General features: G+C 63.3%; 12 protein-coding genes and 2 tRNA genes. 9 read left to right on the top strand and 5 right to left on the bottom strand.

Annotated features, from left to right (window positions below; all coding sequences use genetic code 11):
* Window positions 1-186: 186 nt before the first annotated feature.
* The 5 genes from lon (at window position 187) to P0D73_RS03595 (ending at window position 5,524) form a co-directional block, all read left to right on the top strand.
* Entirely contained in the window at window positions 187-2,610 is a 2,424-nt protein-coding gene (gene lon, locus P0D73_RS03615) for an endopeptidase La (protein WP_132374695.1), read from the top strand.
* Window positions 2,611-2,952: 342 nt separating this feature from the next.
* The gene (locus tag P0D73_RS03610; RefSeq protein ID WP_012432917.1) at window positions 2,953-3,225 is read left to right on the top strand and encodes an HU family DNA-binding protein; all 273 of its coding nucleotides are present in this window, start codon (window positions 2,953-2,955) and stop codon (window positions 3,223-3,225) included.
* Between the two features lie 73 nt (window positions 3,226-3,298).
* A tRNA-Val gene (locus tag P0D73_RS03605) sits at window positions 3,299-3,374 on the top strand.
* A gap of 49 nt (window positions 3,375-3,423) precedes the next feature.
* Window positions 3,424-3,500: transfer RNA gene (locus P0D73_RS03600), tRNA-Asp, on the top strand.
* 86 nt (window positions 3,501-3,586) lie between these two features.
* The gene (locus tag P0D73_RS03595) at window positions 3,587-5,524 is read left to right on the top strand and encodes a SurA N-terminal domain-containing protein (protein WP_408175474.1); all 1,938 of its coding nucleotides are present in this window, start codon (window positions 3,587-3,589) and stop codon (window positions 5,522-5,524) included.
* Window positions 5,525-5,617: 93 nt separating this feature from the next.
* Here P0D73_RS03595 and P0D73_RS03590 read toward each other — a convergent pair whose 3' ends face one another.
* Complete coding sequence (locus P0D73_RS03590; protein WP_132374693.1) at window positions 5,618-5,959, bottom strand: hypothetical protein; 342 nt, start codon at window positions 5,957-5,959, stop codon at window positions 5,618-5,620.
* A 118-nt stretch (window positions 5,960-6,077) separates the two neighbouring features.
* Window positions 6,078-6,749 carry an arylesterase gene (locus tag P0D73_RS03585; protein WP_207915635.1) on the bottom strand — a complete coding sequence of 224 codons (672 nt, stop codon included), beginning with the start codon at window positions 6,747-6,749 and terminating at the stop codon, window positions 6,078-6,080.
* A gap of 28 nt (window positions 6,750-6,777) precedes the next feature.
* Here P0D73_RS03585 and P0D73_RS03580 point away from each other — a divergent pair, with 28 nt between their 5' ends.
* Window positions 6,778-7,464, top strand: coding sequence for an ABC transporter ATP-binding protein (locus P0D73_RS03580; protein ID WP_106307454.1), 687 nt, complete (start codon window positions 6,778-6,780; stop codon window positions 7,462-7,464).
* 137 nt (window positions 7,465-7,601) lie between these two features.
* On the opposite strand, the gene pgi is transcribed toward P0D73_RS03580, so the two are convergent.
* From pgi to P0D73_RS03565, 3 genes are all read right to left on the bottom strand, one after another.
* On the bottom strand, window positions 7,602-9,224 hold the full coding sequence (gene pgi, locus P0D73_RS03575) for a glucose-6-phosphate isomerase (RefSeq protein WP_408429774.1): 1,623 nt from the start codon (window positions 9,222-9,224) through the stop codon (window positions 7,602-7,604).
* A gap of 247 nt (window positions 9,225-9,471) precedes the next feature.
* Window positions 9,472-11,061 (bottom strand): NAD(P)H-hydrate dehydratase, encoded by a 1,590-nt coding sequence (locus tag P0D73_RS03570; protein ID WP_408429772.1) that lies wholly within the window; start codon window positions 11,059-11,061, stop codon window positions 9,472-9,474.
* 117 nt (window positions 11,062-11,178) lie between these two features.
* The gene (locus P0D73_RS03565; protein WP_408429770.1) at window positions 11,179-12,477 is read right to left on the bottom strand and encodes an FAD-dependent oxidoreductase; all 1,299 of its coding nucleotides are present in this window, start codon (window positions 12,475-12,477) and stop codon (window positions 11,179-11,181) included.
* Between the two features lie 394 nt (window positions 12,478-12,871).
* Between P0D73_RS03565 and purL the strand changes: the two genes are divergently transcribed.
* The 3 genes from purL to P0D73_RS03550 all read left to right on the top strand — a co-directional run bounded on the left by purL (window position 12,872) and on the right by P0D73_RS03550 (window position 18,845).
* Window positions 12,872-16,951 (top strand): phosphoribosylformylglycinamidine synthase, encoded by a 4,080-nt coding sequence (gene purL / locus P0D73_RS03560; protein WP_408429767.1) that lies wholly within the window; start codon window positions 12,872-12,874, stop codon window positions 16,949-16,951.
* 354 nt (window positions 16,952-17,305) lie between these two features.
* Window positions 17,306-17,563: a helix-turn-helix domain-containing protein gene (locus tag P0D73_RS03555; protein WP_408175791.1), complete on the top strand. Its 258-nt coding sequence runs from the start codon at window positions 17,306-17,308 to the stop codon at window positions 17,561-17,563.
* Window positions 17,553-18,845 carry a HipA domain-containing protein gene (locus P0D73_RS03550; protein WP_408286666.1) on the top strand — a complete coding sequence of 431 codons (1,293 nt, stop codon included), beginning with the start codon at window positions 17,553-17,555 and terminating at the stop codon, window positions 18,843-18,845. Before P0D73_RS03555 ends, P0D73_RS03550 begins: the two co-directional genes overlap by 11 nt.
* Window positions 18,846-18,981: the final 136 nt, after the last annotated feature.

The raw sequence follows: 18,981 nt of genomic DNA, 5'->3' as shown, positions 1-18,981 counted from the left end.
GCAAAAAAAGCCGTTCATGGCAACGTGAACGGCTTTTTTCGTTTATCGTGTGGTCAGGCTGGTTGTTTTCACTATGGAGTCACTGAACCTTCGGAGTCACTGAACTTTTCCCACACGCGGAGGCTTGCAATCTTTTCTGCTGGCCTCACCTATCGAACGAACTGATTCCACTCATGGGGAAATGAAATGTCAGGAACCCAACTCCTTCCGCCGGAACGCATTACGCTCCCGCTGCTCCCGCTGCGTGACGTAGTCGTCTTCCCGCACATGGTGATTCCGCTCTTCGTAGGCCGCCCGAAGTCGATCAAGGCTCTCGAAGCAGCGATGGAAGGCGGCAAGCACATCATGCTCGTTGCCCAGAAGACGGCTGCGAAAGATGAGCCGACCGAAAAGGACATGTACGAAGTAGGGTGTGTCGCCAACATCCTGCAAATGCTGAAGCTGCCCGATGGCACCGTGAAGGTGCTCGTCGAAGGCTTGCAGCGCGCGAAAACGCTTTCCATCGAAGAACAGGAAACGCAGTTCTCGTGCGAAGTCATGCCGCTCGAACCTGACCACGCCGACAGCGCTGAAACTGAAGCGCTGCGCCGCGCGATCGTGTCGCAGTTTGACCAGTATGTGAAGCTGAACAAGAAGATCCCGCCGGAGATCCTGACGTCGCTGTCGGGTATCGACGAAGCCGGGCGTCTGGCCGACACGATCGCGGCGCACTTGCCGCTCAAGCTCGACCAGAAGCAGCACATCCTCGAAATGTTCCCGGTCATCGAGCGACTCGAGCATCTGCTCGCGCAACTCGAAGCCGAGATCGACATCCTGCAGGTCGAAAAGCGCATCCGTGGGCGTGTGAAACGCCAGATGGAGAAGAGTCAGCGCGAGTACTACCTGAACGAACAGGTCAAGGCGATCCAGAAGGAACTCGGCGAAGGCGAAGAAGGTGCGGACCTCGAAGAACTCGAGAAGCGCATCACGGCTGCCCGCATGCCGAAGGAAGCCAAGAAGAAGGCCGACGCCGAGCTGAAAAAGCTCAAGCTGATGTCGCCGATGTCGGCTGAAGCGACCGTCGTGCGCAACTACATCGACACGCTGATCGGCTTGCCATGGCGCAAGAAGAGCAAGGTCAACAACGACCTCTCGAATGCGGAACGTGTGCTCGACGAGGACCATTTCGGTCTCGAGAAAGTGAAGGAACGCATTCTCGAGTATCTCGCGGTCCAGCAACGTGTCGACAAGGTCAAAGCGCCGATCCTGTGCCTCGTTGGGCCTCCGGGTGTCGGTAAGACGTCGCTGGGTCAGTCGATCGCTCGCGCCACGAACCGCAAGTTCGTGCGTATGGCGCTCGGCGGCGTGCGCGACGAAGCCGAGATTCGCGGTCACCGTCGTACGTACATCGGTTCGATGCCCGGCAAGATTCTGCAAAGCCTGACCAAGGTCGGCGTGCGCAATCCGCTCTTCCTGCTCGACGAAGTCGACAAGATGGGTCAGGACTTCCGCGGCGATCCGTCGTCGGCTTTGCTGGAAGTGCTCGATCCGGAACAGAACCATACGTTCGCTGATCACTACGTCGAAGTCGACTTCGATCTCTCGGACGTGATGTTCGTCGCGACGTCGAACTCGCTGAACATTCCGCCGCCGTTGCTCGACCGGATGGAAGTGATCCGTCTGTCGGGTTACACGGAAGACGAGAAGGTCAGCATTGCGCAACGTTATCTTTTGCCCAAGCAGAAGAAGAACAACGGCCTCAAGGAAGGCGAGGTCGATGTGACGGAAACCGCGATCCGCGACATCATTCGTTACTACACGCGTGAAGCGGGCGTGCGTTCGCTCGAGCGTGAAATTTCGAAGATCTGCCGCAAGGTCGTGAAGATGCTTCTGCTGAAGAAGGCGGAAGGCGCGGTGAAGGTCGACGGCAGCAACCTCGATACGTTCCTCGGCGTGCGCAAGTACGACTTCGGTCTGGCTGCGAAGGAAAATCAGGTTGGCCAGGTTACGGGTCTCGCATGGACGGAAGTGGGCGGCGATCTGCTGACCATCGAAGCTGCGGTGATGCCGGGCAAGGGCAATGTGATCCGCACGGGTTCGCTCGGCGACGTGATGAAGGAATCGGTCGAGGCAGCACGCTCGGTGGTTCGTTCGCGTTCGCGCCGTCTCGGTGTCAAGGACGAAGCATTCGAGAAGCAGGACATTCACATTCACGTGCCGGAAGGTGCGACGCCGAAAGACGGTCCGTCTGCCGGTATCGCGATGACGACCGCGCTGGTGTCGGTGTTGACCGGGATTCCGGTGCGCGCCGATGTCGCGATGACGGGCGAAATCACGTTGCGTGGCGAAGTTCTGCCGATCGGCGGCTTGAAGGAAAAACTGCTGGCGGCGCATCGCGGCGGTATCAAGCTGGTGCTGATTCCGGAAGAGAACGTCAAGGACTTGACGGAGATTCCGGACAACGTGAAGAACGCAATCGAAATCGTGCCGGTCCGTTGGATCGACAAGGTGCTCGAACTGGCGCTCGAACGTGTGCCGGCGGCGTTGCCGGAAGAAGAGCCGAAGCCTGCTGCGCCGGTCGCAGCGGAGCCGGGCAAAGACGCCGCAGCGACGGAAGTCGTGAAGCACTAAGATAGTCAGTAACGAAGCTGTGTGCTTGAAGAAAACCCGCGGTCACGGCCGCGGGTTTTTTTATGGCCGCGCGACTTGCGTCAAGCGTCGCGCGAGGTGCGTTTTCCCACCTATTGAGCAAAGCTGCGGTGCGCTTGCCGACTGGTTGCATGCGCATCGATTTGCGGCAACATCTTGTTATAGGAAGCCCCCTCGAAAACCACCCAAATCAGGCTCAACCCCGCTTGACACAAGGGTTTCGGCCAATTCTAATGATTGCGCCCGGCGTTGCCCGCCGGCCGCGTGATGCTAGGCGCTAAGAGAGTGCCGTCACGATTGCCATAAACATTCTCGGGGGTTGGAATGAACAAGACGGAATTGATCGATCACGTTGCACAGCAAGCCGACATTTCGAAGGCAGCAGCAGGCCGTGCACTCGACGCTGTGATCGATGGTGTCAAAGGTACGTTGAAGAAGGGTGGTTCGGTGACGCTGGTCGGTTTCGGCACCTTCGCGGTTGGCAAGCGTACCGCGCGCACCGGGCGCAATCCGCGCACCGGCGCTGCCATCAAAATCAAGGCGGCCAAGGTTCCTAAATTTAGGCCTGGCAAAGCTCTGAAGGATGCGCTAAACTAATGGGCTCGCTGCTTGAGGAACGTCGGTTGACGAGAATCGGGCGGCAGACAGAAGAAGCACTGAATCGTGAAACGGGTGCTTAGCTCAGTTGGTAGAGCGGCGCCCTTACAAGGCGTAGGTCGGGAGTTCGAGCCTCTCAGCACCCACCAGTTTCAGATTCGTTTAAGTGTTTCAGCGCAGCGCAGTTGTGCTGCATAAGGAGTGGTAGTTCAGTCGGTTAGAATACCGGCCTGTCACGCCGGGGGTCGCGGGTTCGAGTCCCGTCCACTCCGCCAGTATCCTCGAAAGGCGAACTCCGGTTCGCCTTTTTTATTGCCCGCTGTTGTAAGATCGGGCGTTCTGTTTTTGGCACTCCTCACGCATGCTCGATTTTTTCCGCAATCACAAACGCCTGATGATGTTCATGCTCATCCTCGTCATTGTGCCGGGGTTGGGTTTTGTGGGTATTCAGGGCTTCCGCGGCTTCTTTGACGAAAGTGCAAACGTCGCGAGCGTCAACGGTCACAAGATCACGCGCGCTGAATACGACGACGCGATGCGTCAGCAACTCGACCGCGCCCGTCAGATGCTCGGCGCGCAGTTCGACATGAAGTCGTTCGACACGCCGGAACGCCGCGCTCAGATGCTCGATGGTTTGATCGAGCAACGCGTGCTGGCCGATGAAACACAGCGCCTGCATCTGACCGCGTCTGACGACGCCGTACGCCGTGTGTTGATGAACGATCCGGTGATCTCGTCGCTGAAGAATCCCGACGGCACGGTCGACGTCGAACGCTACAAGCAGTTGCTCGCCATGCAGGGCATGACGCCCGACCAGTACGACGAACGCGTGCGCTACAGCATTGCCACGCAGCAGTTGCCGGCCAGCATTCAGGGCAGCGCGTTTACGTCGAAAACGCTCGCTCAGCATCTGACTGAGCTCGCGGAACAACAGCGCGAAGTGCAGGGCATTGCGTTTCATCCGCGCGATTACGCCGCGAAGGTGCAGCCCACCGACGCGCAGCTGCAAGCGTATTACGACGCGCATCGCAACGAATTCGCTACGCCCGCGACGGCCACGATCCAGTATCTCGTGATGTCGCCGGCCACGCTCGCCGCTTCCGCGCAGCCTACCGACGCCGATCTGAAGAAGTACTACGACGACAACATCGCGCACTACCGCACCGACGGCCAGGTGCGTGCGAGCCACATCCTGATCGCGGCGCCGAAAGACGCGAGCGCGGCTGACAAGGCCAAGGCCAAGCAGAAGGCCGAAGATCTGCTCGCGCAGATCAAGGCGCATCCGGACCAATTCGCGCAGATCGCGCAGCAGAATTCGCAGGATCCGGGTTCGGCGTCGAAGGGCGGCGATCTGGGTTACTTCGGCCGCGGCATGATCGCGGGCGGCCAGGCGTTCGACGACGCCGTGTTCGCGCTGAAGAAAGACGAAGTGAGCGGCATCGTGCAGACCGACTTCGGCTATCACATCGTCAAGGTGACGGACGTGAAGCCGGCGGTCACGAAGCCGTTCGACGAAGTGAAAGATCAGATTTCGAAAGACCTGAAGACGCAGTTGGCCAGCAAGGCATTCACCGACGATTCGGAAGGCTTCACGTCGATCGTCTACGAAAAGGCGAAGAGCCTGCAGCCCGCTGCCGACAAGTACAAGCTGCAATTGCAGACCGCCACGGTCACGCCTCAGCCGGATCCGAAGCTCGCGCCTGACAGCCCGCTGAATAACGCGAAGTTCCTCGCCGCGGTGTTCGCTAGCGACGCCACGACGGCACGCAACAACACGCAGGCCATCGACGTCGGCGGCAACACGTTGATCGCGGCGCGCGTGACCGACTACAAGGCCGCGGCGGTGCCGGCGCTCGACGCCGTCAAGGACGCCGTGCGTCAGAAGGTGATCGCCGTTCAGTCGGATGAAGCGGCTCACAAGGACGGCGTGGCCAAACTGGCCGAGTTCGAAAAGTCGAAGGCGACCACGGGCTTCTCGTCGCCGTTGAAGGTGTCGCGCAACGACGCGCAAGGCGTGCCGCCGGCCGCATTGAGTGCAATCTACAAGGCGGACGCGCAAAAATTGCCGGCCTATGTCGGCGTGGATCTCGGCGACGACGGCTATGCAATCTATCGCGTGAACGCGGTGGTGGCCGGTAACACGGTCGATCCGCAACGTCTGGCCGCAGCGCAGCAACAGATCGCACAGGTCGATGCGCAGTCCGAAGCAGAGGCCTACGTCGAAGCGCTGCGCGCGCGTTCGAAGGTGAAATTCTACGGCTCGCTCGACAGCAGCAATGCCCAGGCAAGCGGCGAATAACACCGCACAAACACAAAAAAGCCCCGCAATTGCGGGGCTTTTCATTTGACGAGTGCAAGCTCGTCAAACGGTTTGCTGCGGCACGCTGCGGTATTACAGGCAGCCGCTGATTGCACCTGTGGCGTCGCTGCCCGCAGCGCCATTCGCGCGGAAGCCGACCCACGTACCTTTGCCGGTGTACGACGGGCGTACGACAGCGGCGGCGCCATTAGGCGGCTGCTGACCCGGAACATAGACATCCATGGCTTGATCGTTAGCCAGCGTGTCTTGCGACACGACTTGTTGTTGCGAGCTGTCTGCCCACTTCTGCGCGATACAGGTAGCGACAGCCTTCGGCGGTTGCTGGCTTTGACCAACGGACTGAACGCCAGCGGGTGGTTGAGCGGCGCAGGCAGAAATTGCCACGGTCAAAGCGATTAACGGTAAATATTTCACGTTATCTCCTCAAAAGTCGCTCAAAATCGAGCCGGTTACGCGGGATTACGAAAGTGTCAGAGAGAACTTACCGATCCGCGTTCCCGCAGTTCTGGAAACAAGTTGTTAGCAGGCTTTTTCAGTGCGGCGAACTTGTGCGAAGGAGTGGCTTGACTGCGGGCCACACGTTGTTGAGTAGCACTGGCTGTGCCTGCTGGGTCGGATGAATCTGATCGGCCTGGAACATGTCCGGTTTGTCGGCAATGCCGGCGAGCAGAAACGGCACGAGCGGCACACGCAATTGCCTGGACAGTTCGCCGTACAAGCCGTGGAACTTTTGCGTGTAGTCCGGGCCGTAGTTAGGCGGCACATACATGCCCACCAGTACGACCTTCGCGTGACCTTGCTGAGCCTGCTCGATGATCGTGCGCAGGTTGTCTTCGGTGGTGGAGAGCGGCACGCCGCGCAATGCGTCATTGGCGCCGAGTTCGACGATCACGATGCTCGGCTTCAGGCGCTGCATGAGCGCGGGCAAGCGGGCTCGTCCGCCGCTCGTGGTGTCGCCGCTGATGCTCGCATTGGCGACGCTATAATCGATTCGCTCGTCGGTGAGGCGCTGGCGCATCAAGGCGACCCAGCCCGTGTCGCGGGGCAGGCCGTATTCGGCGGAGATGCTGTCGCCGAGCACGACGATCACCGGCTTGGCCGGTTCGGGCGCGTTGGCGGCCCGGGCCGCGAGGCTCACTGAAAACAGGGTAGCGGCCACGGCAACGCCGCATGCCGTTGTCAGCGCCGTGGCGCGAGACGTCATGGCACGCACTTTCAACCTACGCTTCACCATGCTAAACAAAACTGATCCAGTCATTGAAGTGCGGGGTTTGTGCAAGAAGGTTAAGGATGCAACGGGCGAACTGACGATTCTCGACGACATCGATCTTGCTATCGATGCCGGCAGCAGTGTGGCAATCGTCGGTGCATCCGGGTCGGGCAAGTCTACGCTGCTCGGCTTGCTCGCAGGATTGGACAGCGCGAGCTCGGGCTCGGTTCGGTTGCTCGGCCGCGAACTCGGTGAACTGAACGAAGACGAGCGCGCCGCATTGCGCAGCGGCTCCGTCGGCTTCGTGTTCCAGTCGTTTCAATTGATGCCTCATTTGACGGCGCTCGAAAACGTCACCTTGCCGCTGGAACTGCAAGGCGGCATTGGCACCCGCGAAGCCGCAACGCGTGCGCGCGGCTTGCTGGAGCAGGTGGGTCTCGGCAAGCGCACCAGTCATTATCCGAAGCTGCTGTCGGGCGGCGAGCAGCAACGTGTGGCGCTCGCGCGCGCGTTCGTCACACACCCGGCGATCCTCTTCGCCGATGAGCCGACCGGCAGTCTCGATGCCGCCACCGGTCACGCGGTGATCGATCTGATGTTCGAGATGAACCGCGCGAACGGCGCTACGTTGATTCTCGTCACGCACGACATCGAACTGGCGCGCCGCTGCGATACCACGGTGACGATCGAGGCAGGACGTCTCGCCTGAGCGGGCGTCGATACAAAGCAAAAGCGGGCCGCAAGGGCCCGCTTTTTTCATTCCGGCTCACTTCGTCAGCAGGCGAATTCGCCAACCACCTCAGCATAAAACTTCAGCGGCACGGCGACGTACCGCGCCGCTCACCATTACTTCTTCAACGCCGCGCGCGCCCGCGCGATCAATGCAGACGTCGACGAGTCGTGCTTCTTCTCATCGACGCTCGACGCCGTCAGGTCGGCCTCGACCACCTTGCCGAGAATCTTGCCCAACTCCACGCCCCACTGATCGAAGGAATTGATGTTCCACACCGACCCCTGCACCAGCACCTTGTGCTCGTACAGCGCGATCAATGCGCCGAGCGAACGTGCGGTGAGCGCGTCGACCAACAGCGTGCTGGTCGGACGGTTGCCCGGAAATACCAGATGCGGTGCGAGTTCAGGCTTGTCCGCACCGGCCACTTTCTTCGCTTCTTCGAGCGTGCGGCCGAGCATCAGCGCTTCACTTTGCGCGAAGCAATTGGCGAGCAGCTTTGGATGATGGCTGACGAGCGGATGCTCCGGCGTCAACACAGCGATGAAGTCGATCGGCACGATCGTCGGACCCTGATGCAGCATCTGGAAGAAAGCGTGCTGACCGTTCGTGCCCGGTTCGCCCCACGTCACTGCGGCGGTCGGGTAGTCGACCATCGCGCCGTCCAGACGCGCGGACTTGCCGTTGCTTTCCATCTCGAGCTGTTGCAGATACGAGGGCAGGAAATGCAGCGCTTCGGAATACGGCGCGACCAGGTAGCTTTGCGAGCCGAAGAAGTTGCGATACCAGATGCCGATCATGCCGAGCAGAACCGGCAGATTTTTTTCGAGCGGTGCGTCGCGGAAATGCTGGTCCATCTCGTTGGCGCCGGCGAGCAGTTCGTCGAACTGCTTCGGCCCGATCGCAATCATGATCGACAGACCGACTGCCGACCACAGCGAATAGCGGCCGCCGACCCAGTCCCACATCTCGAACACGTTCTCTTTCGCGATGCCGAACTTGACCACTTCCGCGGGATTGGCCGACACGCCGACGAAGTGCTTCGCCAGCGCGCTTTCCGGGCAGCCTTTCTCGATGAACCAGTCGCGCAGCGAGCGCGCGTTGGTCATGGTTTCGAGCGTGGTGAAGGTCTTGGAGACGATGATCGCGAGCGTCTCTTCGGGATCGATCTGCTGCATCACGTTGTACAGATCGGCGCCGTCGACGTTCGACACGAAGTGTGTGGTGATCTCCGGCGTGGCCAGATGATGCAGCGCGTGCACGACCATCTTCGGCCCAAGATCCGAGCCGCCGATGCCGATGTTCACGACATAGCGGATCCGCTTGCCGGTATAGCCTTTCCACTCGCCGCTGCGCACCTGGTCGGCGAACGCGGCCATCTTGGCGCGCTCGGCCTGCACCTGAGCGTAGAACGGCGCTTTCGGATCGGTGGCGCGCAGGGCGGTGTGCAGCACGGCGCGGCCTTCCGTCGGGTTGACGATTTCACCCGCGAACATGGCGTCGCGGCGTTTCTCGACGCCGGCTTCGCGCGCCAGTTGCACGAGCAGTTTCAGCGTCTCTTCGGTGATGCGGTTCTTCGAGAAATCGGCCGCGAGACCGCCGCCCGCGAACGCGAAGCGCTCAGCACGGGTAGGGGCGGGATCGTTCTCGGGGGCGAACCAGTCGCGCATATGTGCATCGCGAATCTTTTCGTAATGCGTTTGCAGCGAGGACCAGGAGGGGAGCGAGTTCTGGGTCATAGCGTCCGTCTAACCAAGTGGCACGAAGAAAGGCGCGCGCGTGAAGCGCTGCCGAGGATGATGCAACGATGCTGTTAGAGCGATGCCGCGCGGCCGGGTTCGCCATGGGTGGCGGGGAAAGTTCGCCGTAACCCGTGGTGGCTCCGACGCGCGGCGCAGTCAGTCAGTATAACGGCGTTGCGTGACGGGCGGCAGCGGTTTGGGGCGTCCATCCATAGGTTGGGACGGACAGTTTCAGCACACCGCCTCAGCTCTCCGCTGCCGGGTAGAACAAACGGTTCAGCAAGGTTCGCACCATCGGCGCCAGTTCGCCCGCCGTCAGGCCGGCGGGGCCGTGGCCTTGCGCGCTCAGCGTGTCGGCGGCGAGACCGTGCAGATAGACGCCCGCGAGCGCCGCTTCGTAACGCGGCAGATGCTGCGCGAGCAGCGCGCCGATGATGCCGCCGAGCACGTCGCCGGTGCCGCCCGTCGCGAGCGCGGCGTTGCCGGTCGGATTGATCGCGAGGCGGCCGTCCGGCGCCGCGATGACGGTGCCGGTGCCTTTGAGCACGACCACGGCGGCGTAGCGCGCGGCGAGCGAGCGCGCCGCGGTGAGGCGGTCGCGCTGCACCCCCGGCGCGTCGGTGCCGAGCAAACGCGCGGCTTCGAGCGGGTGCGGCGTGAGGATGCACGGATCGCCTTGCACGCCGCGCGCGGTGACGTCGGCGGCGAGCGCGGAGTCCTTCGAGATCAGGTTCAGCGCGTCCGCGTCGAACAGCTTGGGCACGTCGAGTTGCAGCACGTCGTGCATCACGCGCGTGGCGCGTTCGCGATGACCCATGCCGCAGCCGACGGCGAGCGCGTCCATCTGGTCGAGGGGCAGATCGTCGATGGCATGCAGCATGAGTTCGGGATGCGGCGGGTCGTAGGGCGGCGCGCCTTCGCCCAGCAACGCGACGTGCACCTTGCCCGCGCCGGTGTACAGCGCCGCGCGCGAGGCGAGGATCGGCGCGCCGCACATGCCGGTTTCGCCGCCGACCACGGCGAGGCTGCCGAAGCTGCCCTTGTTGGTCGCGAAATCGCGCGCGGGCAGGAAGGCGGCGAAGAGCTCGGGCGCGTTCAACTGCACGGCCGTGCGGCCGCTAGTGTCGACGCCGATCGGCGCGAGCGTGACCGCGCCGGCAAGATCACGCCCTTGCGCGGTGAAGAGCCCGGGTTTGGCGCCGATGAAGGTGACCGTATGGGTGGCATGGACGGCGGCGCCGTCGCCGTTGCCCACAACCGTGCCGGTGTCGCTGTCGAGTCCGCTCGGCACGTCGAGGGCCAGCACGCCGCCTTTGCGCGGCCGCGTTTTGGCCCGTTGCGAAAGCTGCCGGGCGACGGCCGCGAACACGCCTTCGAGCGGGCGCGTGAGGCCGATGCCGAACATGCCGTCCACCAGCCACCGGTAGCCGTCCAGCGACGCGGGCGGCGTGCTGCTGATCGCGACGCCTGCCGCGCGGGCCGTGTCGAGAGCCCAGCGCGCGTCTTCCGGCTTGACCTCGACCGGCATGCACAGTTCGACCGCGATGCCGGCTTGGTGCAGTTCTGTCGCGAGAATCAGCGCGTCGCCGCCGTTGTTGCCCGGTCCGGCGATGAGCCACACCTTCTGCCTCGATTTCTCGATCGAGGTATCGCGGGTGATCTGCTCGCGCAGGAAGCTCGCGGCGGCTTTCCCGGCGCGCGACATCAGCGTGTGTTTCGGCAGGGCGGCCGCCGCCTGGGATTCGGCGATCCGCAGGTCGGTGAGCGTCAGGAGCGGCAGCGCCCGATTGAGGGGGCTGATGAGCGTCGGCGGCGTGTTGTCAACTTCTGTCATAGCGAGGCTTGGCGGTTCGCCTGGTGGCAGGCGAAAAAGCTTGGGGAATCGCTATGGTAGTGCCGATGGGCGCCTGGCGGGCGCCTCTTGCGGCCCGCTCGCGCGCGGGCCGGCGATTTACCTGAACCGATCAGGACGTAGGGCGGCCAGCGTGTCCGCGGGGACGTCCGGCGTGCCGCCCGAAATCAGGTCGGCAACCAGTTTGCCCGACCCGCAGGCGAGACCCCAGCCGGCGGGGCCGTGGCCCACATTGACGAAAAGCCGCGGATGCAGTGCGTTGCCGATCACCGGCAAGCCGTCCGGCGACAGCAGTTTGACGCCTTCCCAAGGCAAGGCCACCGAGATTCGCGCGGCGCCTGGAATCCAGTCGTGCGTGGCCTGGCCGAGCAGGGCGAGGGCTTCTTTCGTCACCGCTTCGCCCAATGGCTTGTCGATCTGGCCAGCGCTTTGCAAGACCGCGCCGCCCGCGATCCGCAGCCGATGGTTCATGCGACTGATCGCGATCCGCTTCACCGCGTCGACGATCGCGACGTGCGGCGCGCATTCCTCATGCGCGATCGGTGCGACCAGCGTGTGCAGGCGCAGCGGATGCAACGGCAGCCGCAAGCCGAGTCGTTCGAGCAGCGGCAGGCTGCCGTGGCCGGCCGCCACGACCACCGCGTCGGCGTGGATCACATCCACTTCGCGCGAACGGGAGGTCGCACCCGGCTGCGGCGCCAGTTCCACCGAGGCGCGCTGGCCCTCCAGGCGGATCGACGAGACTTCGCAGCCCAGCATGAATTGCACGCCGCCTTGCGTATCCAGCGTCTGCTTGATCAGCTTGGTGAAGAGCGGTGCATTGGCCGTGCGCTCCTGGTCGAACAGCACGCCGCCCGCGAATTCCGGCTCGGTGCGCACGGAGTGCTCGAACGCGGCGCATTGTTCGGGTGTGAACTCGTGGTGCGGCACTTCGAAAAGCTGCAGCAGGCCACGCGCGGGCCGCATTTGCTCCCATTCCTGTTCGGAGCGCACCAGATAGAGCACGCCGCTGGTCTGTTCGAACTCGAGGCCGAAGCGCGCCTCCATGTCCGCCATGGTTTCGCGCGACAGCTCGATCAGCGGTCGCAGCAGTCCGTATTGATGGCCGAACGCGTCGGGTTCCTGCAACTCGGCGAGCTGCTTGACGAACTGGCGCGCCGATCCGTTGAAGCCGGTCTTGTTGACGACGCCATTTTTGGCGTTTTGACGGCTCGCCATGAAAGTCGGGCCGAACCAGACGTCGAGCGGGGTCGGCAGGACGGTGCCGCCGTGTCCATAGGTTGCGCCCTGCGCGACCGTGGCGTGGCGCTCGACGACGCATACCCGATGGCCGGCCGCGCGCAGTTGATAAGCGGTGGCGACGCCCACAATCCCGCCGCCGATGACGATGACATCCATGTTCTGATTCGAGTTGCCGACGGGACGCCGAAGCGGCGCATTCCCGTTGAGCGTGACATGCGGCGCGCTGCCCGGCCTGCTCAGGCCGCTCGCGCCGATCTGGTGAAAGGGCGAATGATAGCAGTCAAACCGCTGGCGCGGCCACGCGGGTGCAACGCCGGAGCGCCGCCGCCGTGCGTGCCGCGGGCGAGGCCGAGTCCGGCCGAAACGTGGCTGGGATCTGCGCCGAAGCGCCGCGGAACCAACTCGAAACCTGCCCGAAGCCGCACCGCCAAGCCCGCTGGAAGCCTCTTCCCGGGGTATAATCTCGGACTTCCTTTCCGCCTCACGTCGCCTTCACGCGCGACTCATCGGCATCACTCATCGGCATCATTAGCGACGCAACGTCAAGTCCATGGCCCACTTCTCGTGTTTCCCCGGCGCTTCGGCCCTTTCCGATTTCCGTCAAACCCGCCTGCTCGAAACGCTTACGCGCATCGATCCGAACATCACCGGTGTGCGCGGGCAATATCTGCACTTCGTCAACGCCCAGACACCGCTCTCCGCTGAAGACAACGCGAAGATCGAAGCGCTGATGCATTACGGCGATCCGCTCGAAGAAACCAAGGAGCGCGGCACGGCCGAGACCTTCCTCGTGGTGCCGCGTTTCGGCACGGTGTCGCCATGGGCCAGCAAGGCAACGGATATCGCGCATCTGTGCGGCCTCACGCAGGTGCGCCGCATCGAGCGCGGCGTCGAGTACACGGTCACGCTGAAAAGCGGCCTGCTGGGCGGCAAGAAGGCGCTCACCGACGAAGCCCGCGCGGCCGTCGCGGCAGCCTTGCACGACCGCATGACGGAAAGCGTGTCACCGTCGCGCGACTACGCGCTGCATCTGTTCGACGAACTGCCGGCCAAGCCGCTGCAAACCGTCGACGTATTGAACAACGGCCGCGGCGCGCTGGAAACGGCGAACACGGAACTGGGCCTCGCGCTCGCCGACGACGAAATCGACTACCTGGTCGACGCCTTCACGAAACTCGGCCGCAACCCGACCGACGTCGAACTGATGATGTTCGCGCAGGCCAACAGCGAACATTGCCGTCACAAGATTTTCAACGCGGACTGGACCATCGACGGCGAGAAACAGGACATCTCGCTCTTCAACATGATCCGCAATACCGAGAAGCTAAATCCGCAAGGCACGATCGTCGCGTATTCGGACAACTCGGCGATCATGGCGGGCGGCATGGCCGAGCGCTGGTTCCCGCGCACGCCGGCCGACCCCGGCGCGATGCCGGAGCACTATCGCCGCAGCAATGAACTCACGCACACCTTGATGAAGGTGGAAACGCACAACCATCCGACCGCGATCTCGCCGTTCCCGGGCGCCGCGACCGGCGCGGGCGGTGAAATTCGCGACGAAGGCGCGACCGGCCGTGGCGCGCGTCCCAAGGCGGGGCTGGCGGGCTTCACGGTGTCGAACCTGGAACTGCCGGACGGCGTCGAGACATGGGAAAACGCGCGCGACGCCGCGCAGCCTCTCGCGCACCGCAATCCGGACGACAAGCACGAAGCGTACGGCCGGCCCGACCGGATCGCCTCGCCGCTGCAGATCATGATCGACGGCCCGCTCGGCGGCGCCGCGTTCAACAACGAATTCGGCCGGCCCAACCTGGGCGGTTATTTCCGTGCGTACGAGCAGAACGTCGCGGGACTGGTGCGCGGTTATCACAAGCCGATCATGATCGCCGGCGGTATCGGCAATATCTCGGACCAACATACGCATAAGCACGATCTGCCGGAAGGGTCGCTCTTGATCCAGATCGGCGGTCCGGGCATGCGCATCGGCATGGGCGGCGGCGCCGCGAGCTCGATGGCGACCGGCACCAACACCGCTGAACTCGACTTCGATTCGGTTCAGCGCGGCAACCCGGAAATCGAACGCCGTGCGCAGGAAGTGATCAATGCGTGCTGGCAACTCGGCGAGAAGAACCCGATTCTGAGCATCCATGACGTCGGCGCGGGCGGTCTCTCGAACGCCTTCCCGGAAGTGGTCGACGGCGCCGGTAAGGGCGCGCGCTTCGATCTGCGCAAGATTCAACTGGAAGAGAGCGGTCTGTCGCCGCGCGAAATCTGGTCGAACGAAGCGCAAGAACGCTACGTGCTGGCCATCGCGCCGGCCGATCTGCCGGCGTTCGCCGCCATGTGCGAGCGCGAGCGCTGCCCGTTCGCGGTGATCGGCACGGCCACGGCCGAGCGTCAACTCAAGCTGATCGACTCCGAACTGAACGACGACACCGCGCATGAGCCGGTCGACATGCCGATGGAAGTGCTGCTCGGCAAGGCGCCGCGCATGCACCGCGACGTCAAGCGCGTCAAGCAGAAGCTCGAACCGGTGGATGTCACCGGCCTCGCGCTGTCGGATGTGGCGGTCAGCGTGCTGCGTCATCCCACAGTGGCGAGCAAGTCGTTCCTGATCACGATCGGCGACCGCTCGGTGGGCGGCACGACCGCGCGTGACCAGATGGTCGGCCCGTGGCAAGTGCCGGTGGCCGACGTCGCGATTACCACCATGGACTACGCGGGCTTTACCGGCGAAGCCATGACGATGGCCGAGCGCACGCCGCTCGCCGTGATCGACGCGCCGGCTTCGGGCCGCATGGCGGTTGGCGAGGCGGTCACGAATATCGCGGCGGCGCCGATCGCGTCGCTCGACAAGCTCAAGCTGTCGGCCAACTGGATGGCCGCGTGCGGCGCAGCGGGCGAAGACGCCGCGCTCTACGACACGGTCAAGGCGATCGGCATGGAGTTGTGCCCGGCACTCGGCATCAGCATTCCGGTCGGCAAGGATTCGCTGTCCATGCGCACCAAGTGGGAAGACCGCGGCGTCGCGAAGGAAGTGGTCGCGCCGGTCTCGCTGATCATCTCGGCGTTCGCGCCGGTCGAAGACGTGCGCCGCCACCTCACGCCGCAACTGCGCCGCACCAGCGACGTGGGCGAGTCCGTGCTGATCGCGATCGACCTCGGCCGCGGCAAGCATCGCCTGGGCGGCAGTATTCTCGCGCAGGTCACGCAGCAGGTCGGCGACACGGTGCCGGACGTGGACGATCCGGAAGACCTCAAGCGTTTCTTCGCCGCGATCCAGGCGCTGAACCAGGACGGCAAACTGCTCGCTTACCACGACCGTTCCGACGGCGGCCTGTGGGCGACGGTGTGCGAAATGGCGTTCGCGGGGCACGTGGGTGTGTCGTTGAACGTCGACATGCTGGTGCTCGATCCGAACCATGAATCCGATTACGGCGACGCCAAAGATTGGGCGAAGCAGACCAGCGGCCGCCGCGAAGACCGTACGATCCGCGCGCTCTTTAACGAAGAACTCGGCGCCGTCGTTCAGGTGCGTGCGTCTGAGCGCGACACGGTGCTGGCTGCGTTGCGCGAACATGGGCTGTCGGCGTGCGCGCATGTGATCGGCAAGCTCAACGAGCGCGACACGATCGAAATCTATCGCGACGCCAAGAAGATTTATGAAGCGCCGCGCACCGAATTGCATCGTACGTGGAGCGAAGTGAGCTGGCGTATTGCGCGTCTGCGCGACAACCCCGCTTGCGCCGACGCCGAATACGACGCGCTCTCCGACGCGGCCGATCCGGGCATCACGCCGGTGCTGAGCTTTGATCCGGCTGAAGACGTCGCCGCGCCGTTCATTGGCAAGAGCGCGCGTCCGCGCGTCGCGATCCTGCGCGAGCAGGGCGTGAATTCGCACCTCGAAACGGCCTACGCATTCGACCGCGCCGGCTTCGACGCGCACGACGTGCACATGAGCGACCTGCTGGCCGGCCGCGCGAATCTCGCCGATTTCGCCGGCGCGGTGGCGTGCGGCGGCTTCTCTTATGGCGACACGCTGGGCGCTGGTGAAGGCTGGGCGAAGGCGATCCGCTTCAACGCGCAACTGGCCGATATGTTCGCCGCGTTCTTCGGCCGCGAAGACACGTTCGCACTCGGTATCTGCAACGGTTGCCAGATGATGAGCAGCCTCGCCTCGATGATTCCGGGCGCCGAAGCGTGGCCGAAGTTCACGCGCAACAAGTCGGAGAAATTCGAAGCGCGCTTCTCGCTGGTCGAAGTGCAGGCTTCGCCGTCGATCTTCTTCAACGGCATGGAAGGCTCGCGCATTCCAGTGGCGATCGCGCACGGCGAAGGCTACGCGGACTTCTCGCAGCAAGGCGATGCGTCGAAGGTCGCGGTGGCGATGCGTTATGTCGATCACCGTGGTCAGGCGACCGAGCAGTATCCGTTCAACCCGAACGGTTCGCCGAACGGCATCACGTCGGTAACGACGCCGGACGGTCGCTTCACGGTGCTGATGCCACATACGGAGCGCGTGCATCGCGCTGTGCAGATGAGCTGGCATCCGGAAGGCTGGGGCGAGGGCGCCACGGACGCAAGCCCGTGGATGCGCGTGTTCCAGAACGCGCGCCGCTGGTTGGGCTGATGATGTAAGACAGGCTGCCGTGTAGTTGGCACGGCAGCCTGCTGGCCCGACGGCTGTGTAGGCCGCCTGGCGCCGGCAAGGCGGGCGGCACATGCGCCGGCCCTCGCAGCAGTGAGCGGATTGTCGACGCCTTGGTCCGTATCCGAGCTGGTACGGGAAGAGCGATACACTCCAAATTATTGTGTTTCGTATCCGTTCGGGTACGAAGCAGGCGTATAAGCCTCCAAAACATCATTTGGTACCCGACCGGGTACGAAATCAGGCCTGCCCCTTCGCCCCGTGGCATAATGTTCCCGAGCGGGTACGAACATACAGGGGCGGAAAGTGGTGCAATCCGAGACTTTCATTGGCGATATGACGGCCTTAGGCGATCTTGTGCGGGCATCACGGCTCGCACAAGGGCTGACGCGCGACGACGTCGCCACCGCGACCGGCCTGTCTCCCAAGTTCATCACGCATATCGAGGCAGGTAAGCCGACAGCGCAGATCGGCAAGGTGCTGCACCTGCTCGCCGAACTGGGTATCACGCTGCGCGCCCAGGTTTCCGTAGACATCCCCGCAGACGTCTCGACCAAGGCGTCCCATCGCCGACGGAATCCTCATGGCCGCTAGAACGCTCGTCGCCTATGCGAATGGCCAACGAGTGGGCGTCGTGAGCGATGACAGCGGCGTCTGGTCATTTACCTACGACGAGGATTGGCTGAGTCGTGAAGACGCGTTTGCGCTTTCACCCGCTTTCCCACTGGAAGCCCGGCCTTTCGTCGACGGCTCGAGCCAGCGGCCGGTGCAATGGTTCTTCGACAACCTTTTGCCGGAAGAGGAAATGCGCAGTGCGCTCGCTCGTGAGGCCAGGGTCGATGCGAGCGATGCGTGGGGTCTGCTTGCCTATTACGGCCGGGAGTCGGCTGGCGCCTTGACGCTGCTTGCCGAGGGCGAACAGGAGGCACCGAGCGGTCTGCAACCGTTGACGTACGCGAATCTGGAGGCACGCATTCAGGCGATGCCGCAGCATGCGCTCACCGCCACGGCGCCCAAACGCATGTCCGCGGCGGGCGCCCAACAGAAGCTGCTGCTGACCTTGCGCGGCGACGCGCCGGATTACGCGCTCTTTGAACCCGTGGGCAGTGAACCGTCCATGCATCTGCTCAAGCCCGACATGCGAAGCACGGGCTATCCGCATTCGGCGATCAACGAATTTTTCTGCATGCAACTCGCGCATGCGATGGGTGTGCGCGTACCGCCTACGCATTTTATGCGCGTGCCTTCGGCCTGCTACGTGATCGATCGCTTCGACCGTGACACGAGCAGCGAGCCGGCGCGGCGGCTGCATACCGTCGACGCCATGCAACTGTTGAACTACGACCGCAGCTTCAAATATCAGAACGCCACGGCGCAGGTGCTCAGGGACGCCATCGAGAAAACGAGCACGCGGGCAGTGGCGCGTCTCGATGTATTCCGATGGGCGATCTTCAATGTGCTCATCGGCAACGCCGACTCACATCTGAAAAACCTCTCGTTCTTCGTCACCCCGCGCGGCTACATGCTGGCTCCGTTTTACGACCTGCTCAGCACGGTCGTCTACCATACGCCGACCTACCAGCCGCAGCAGCGGGATCGTTGGCCACACTGTGACCTCACCATGCCTGTCGGAGACGCCACGCAGTTCGCGCAGATTTCCAGGAAGAACATGCTCGCATTCGGCGAAGCGCTTCGTCTCGCGCCGAAAGGCTCGGAAAAATTGCTGGATGACATGCTGGCCACGCTCGACGCCCGCGTGGCGGACACCCGGCGCAGCGTCGACAAGATCGCGCAGCCGAATGCCGGTGAGGTCCGGCTGCTCGACTCGATTGTCGCGATGCCGCTTGCGGAGATGAGCCGGGCCCTGCGCAAGTGATTGCCGCCGGCCTGACCAGACATGAAAAAGCCCCGTTCAGTCATTGACTGAACGGGGCCATGAACAGAAGCCGGGGCCGCTGGCAAATAAGAACCGAAAAGAACCGAAGTACCCGCTCGAAGCGAGCCGCTCGCTC

Origin of the sequence: Paraburkholderia sp. RL18-101-BIB-B, assembly GCF_046026985.1 — a bacterium.
In the GTDB taxonomy this organism is placed as follows: Bacteria; Pseudomonadota; Gammaproteobacteria; order Burkholderiales; family Burkholderiaceae; genus Paraburkholderia.
This window is presented reverse-complemented; position numbering and strand designations above follow the sequence as displayed.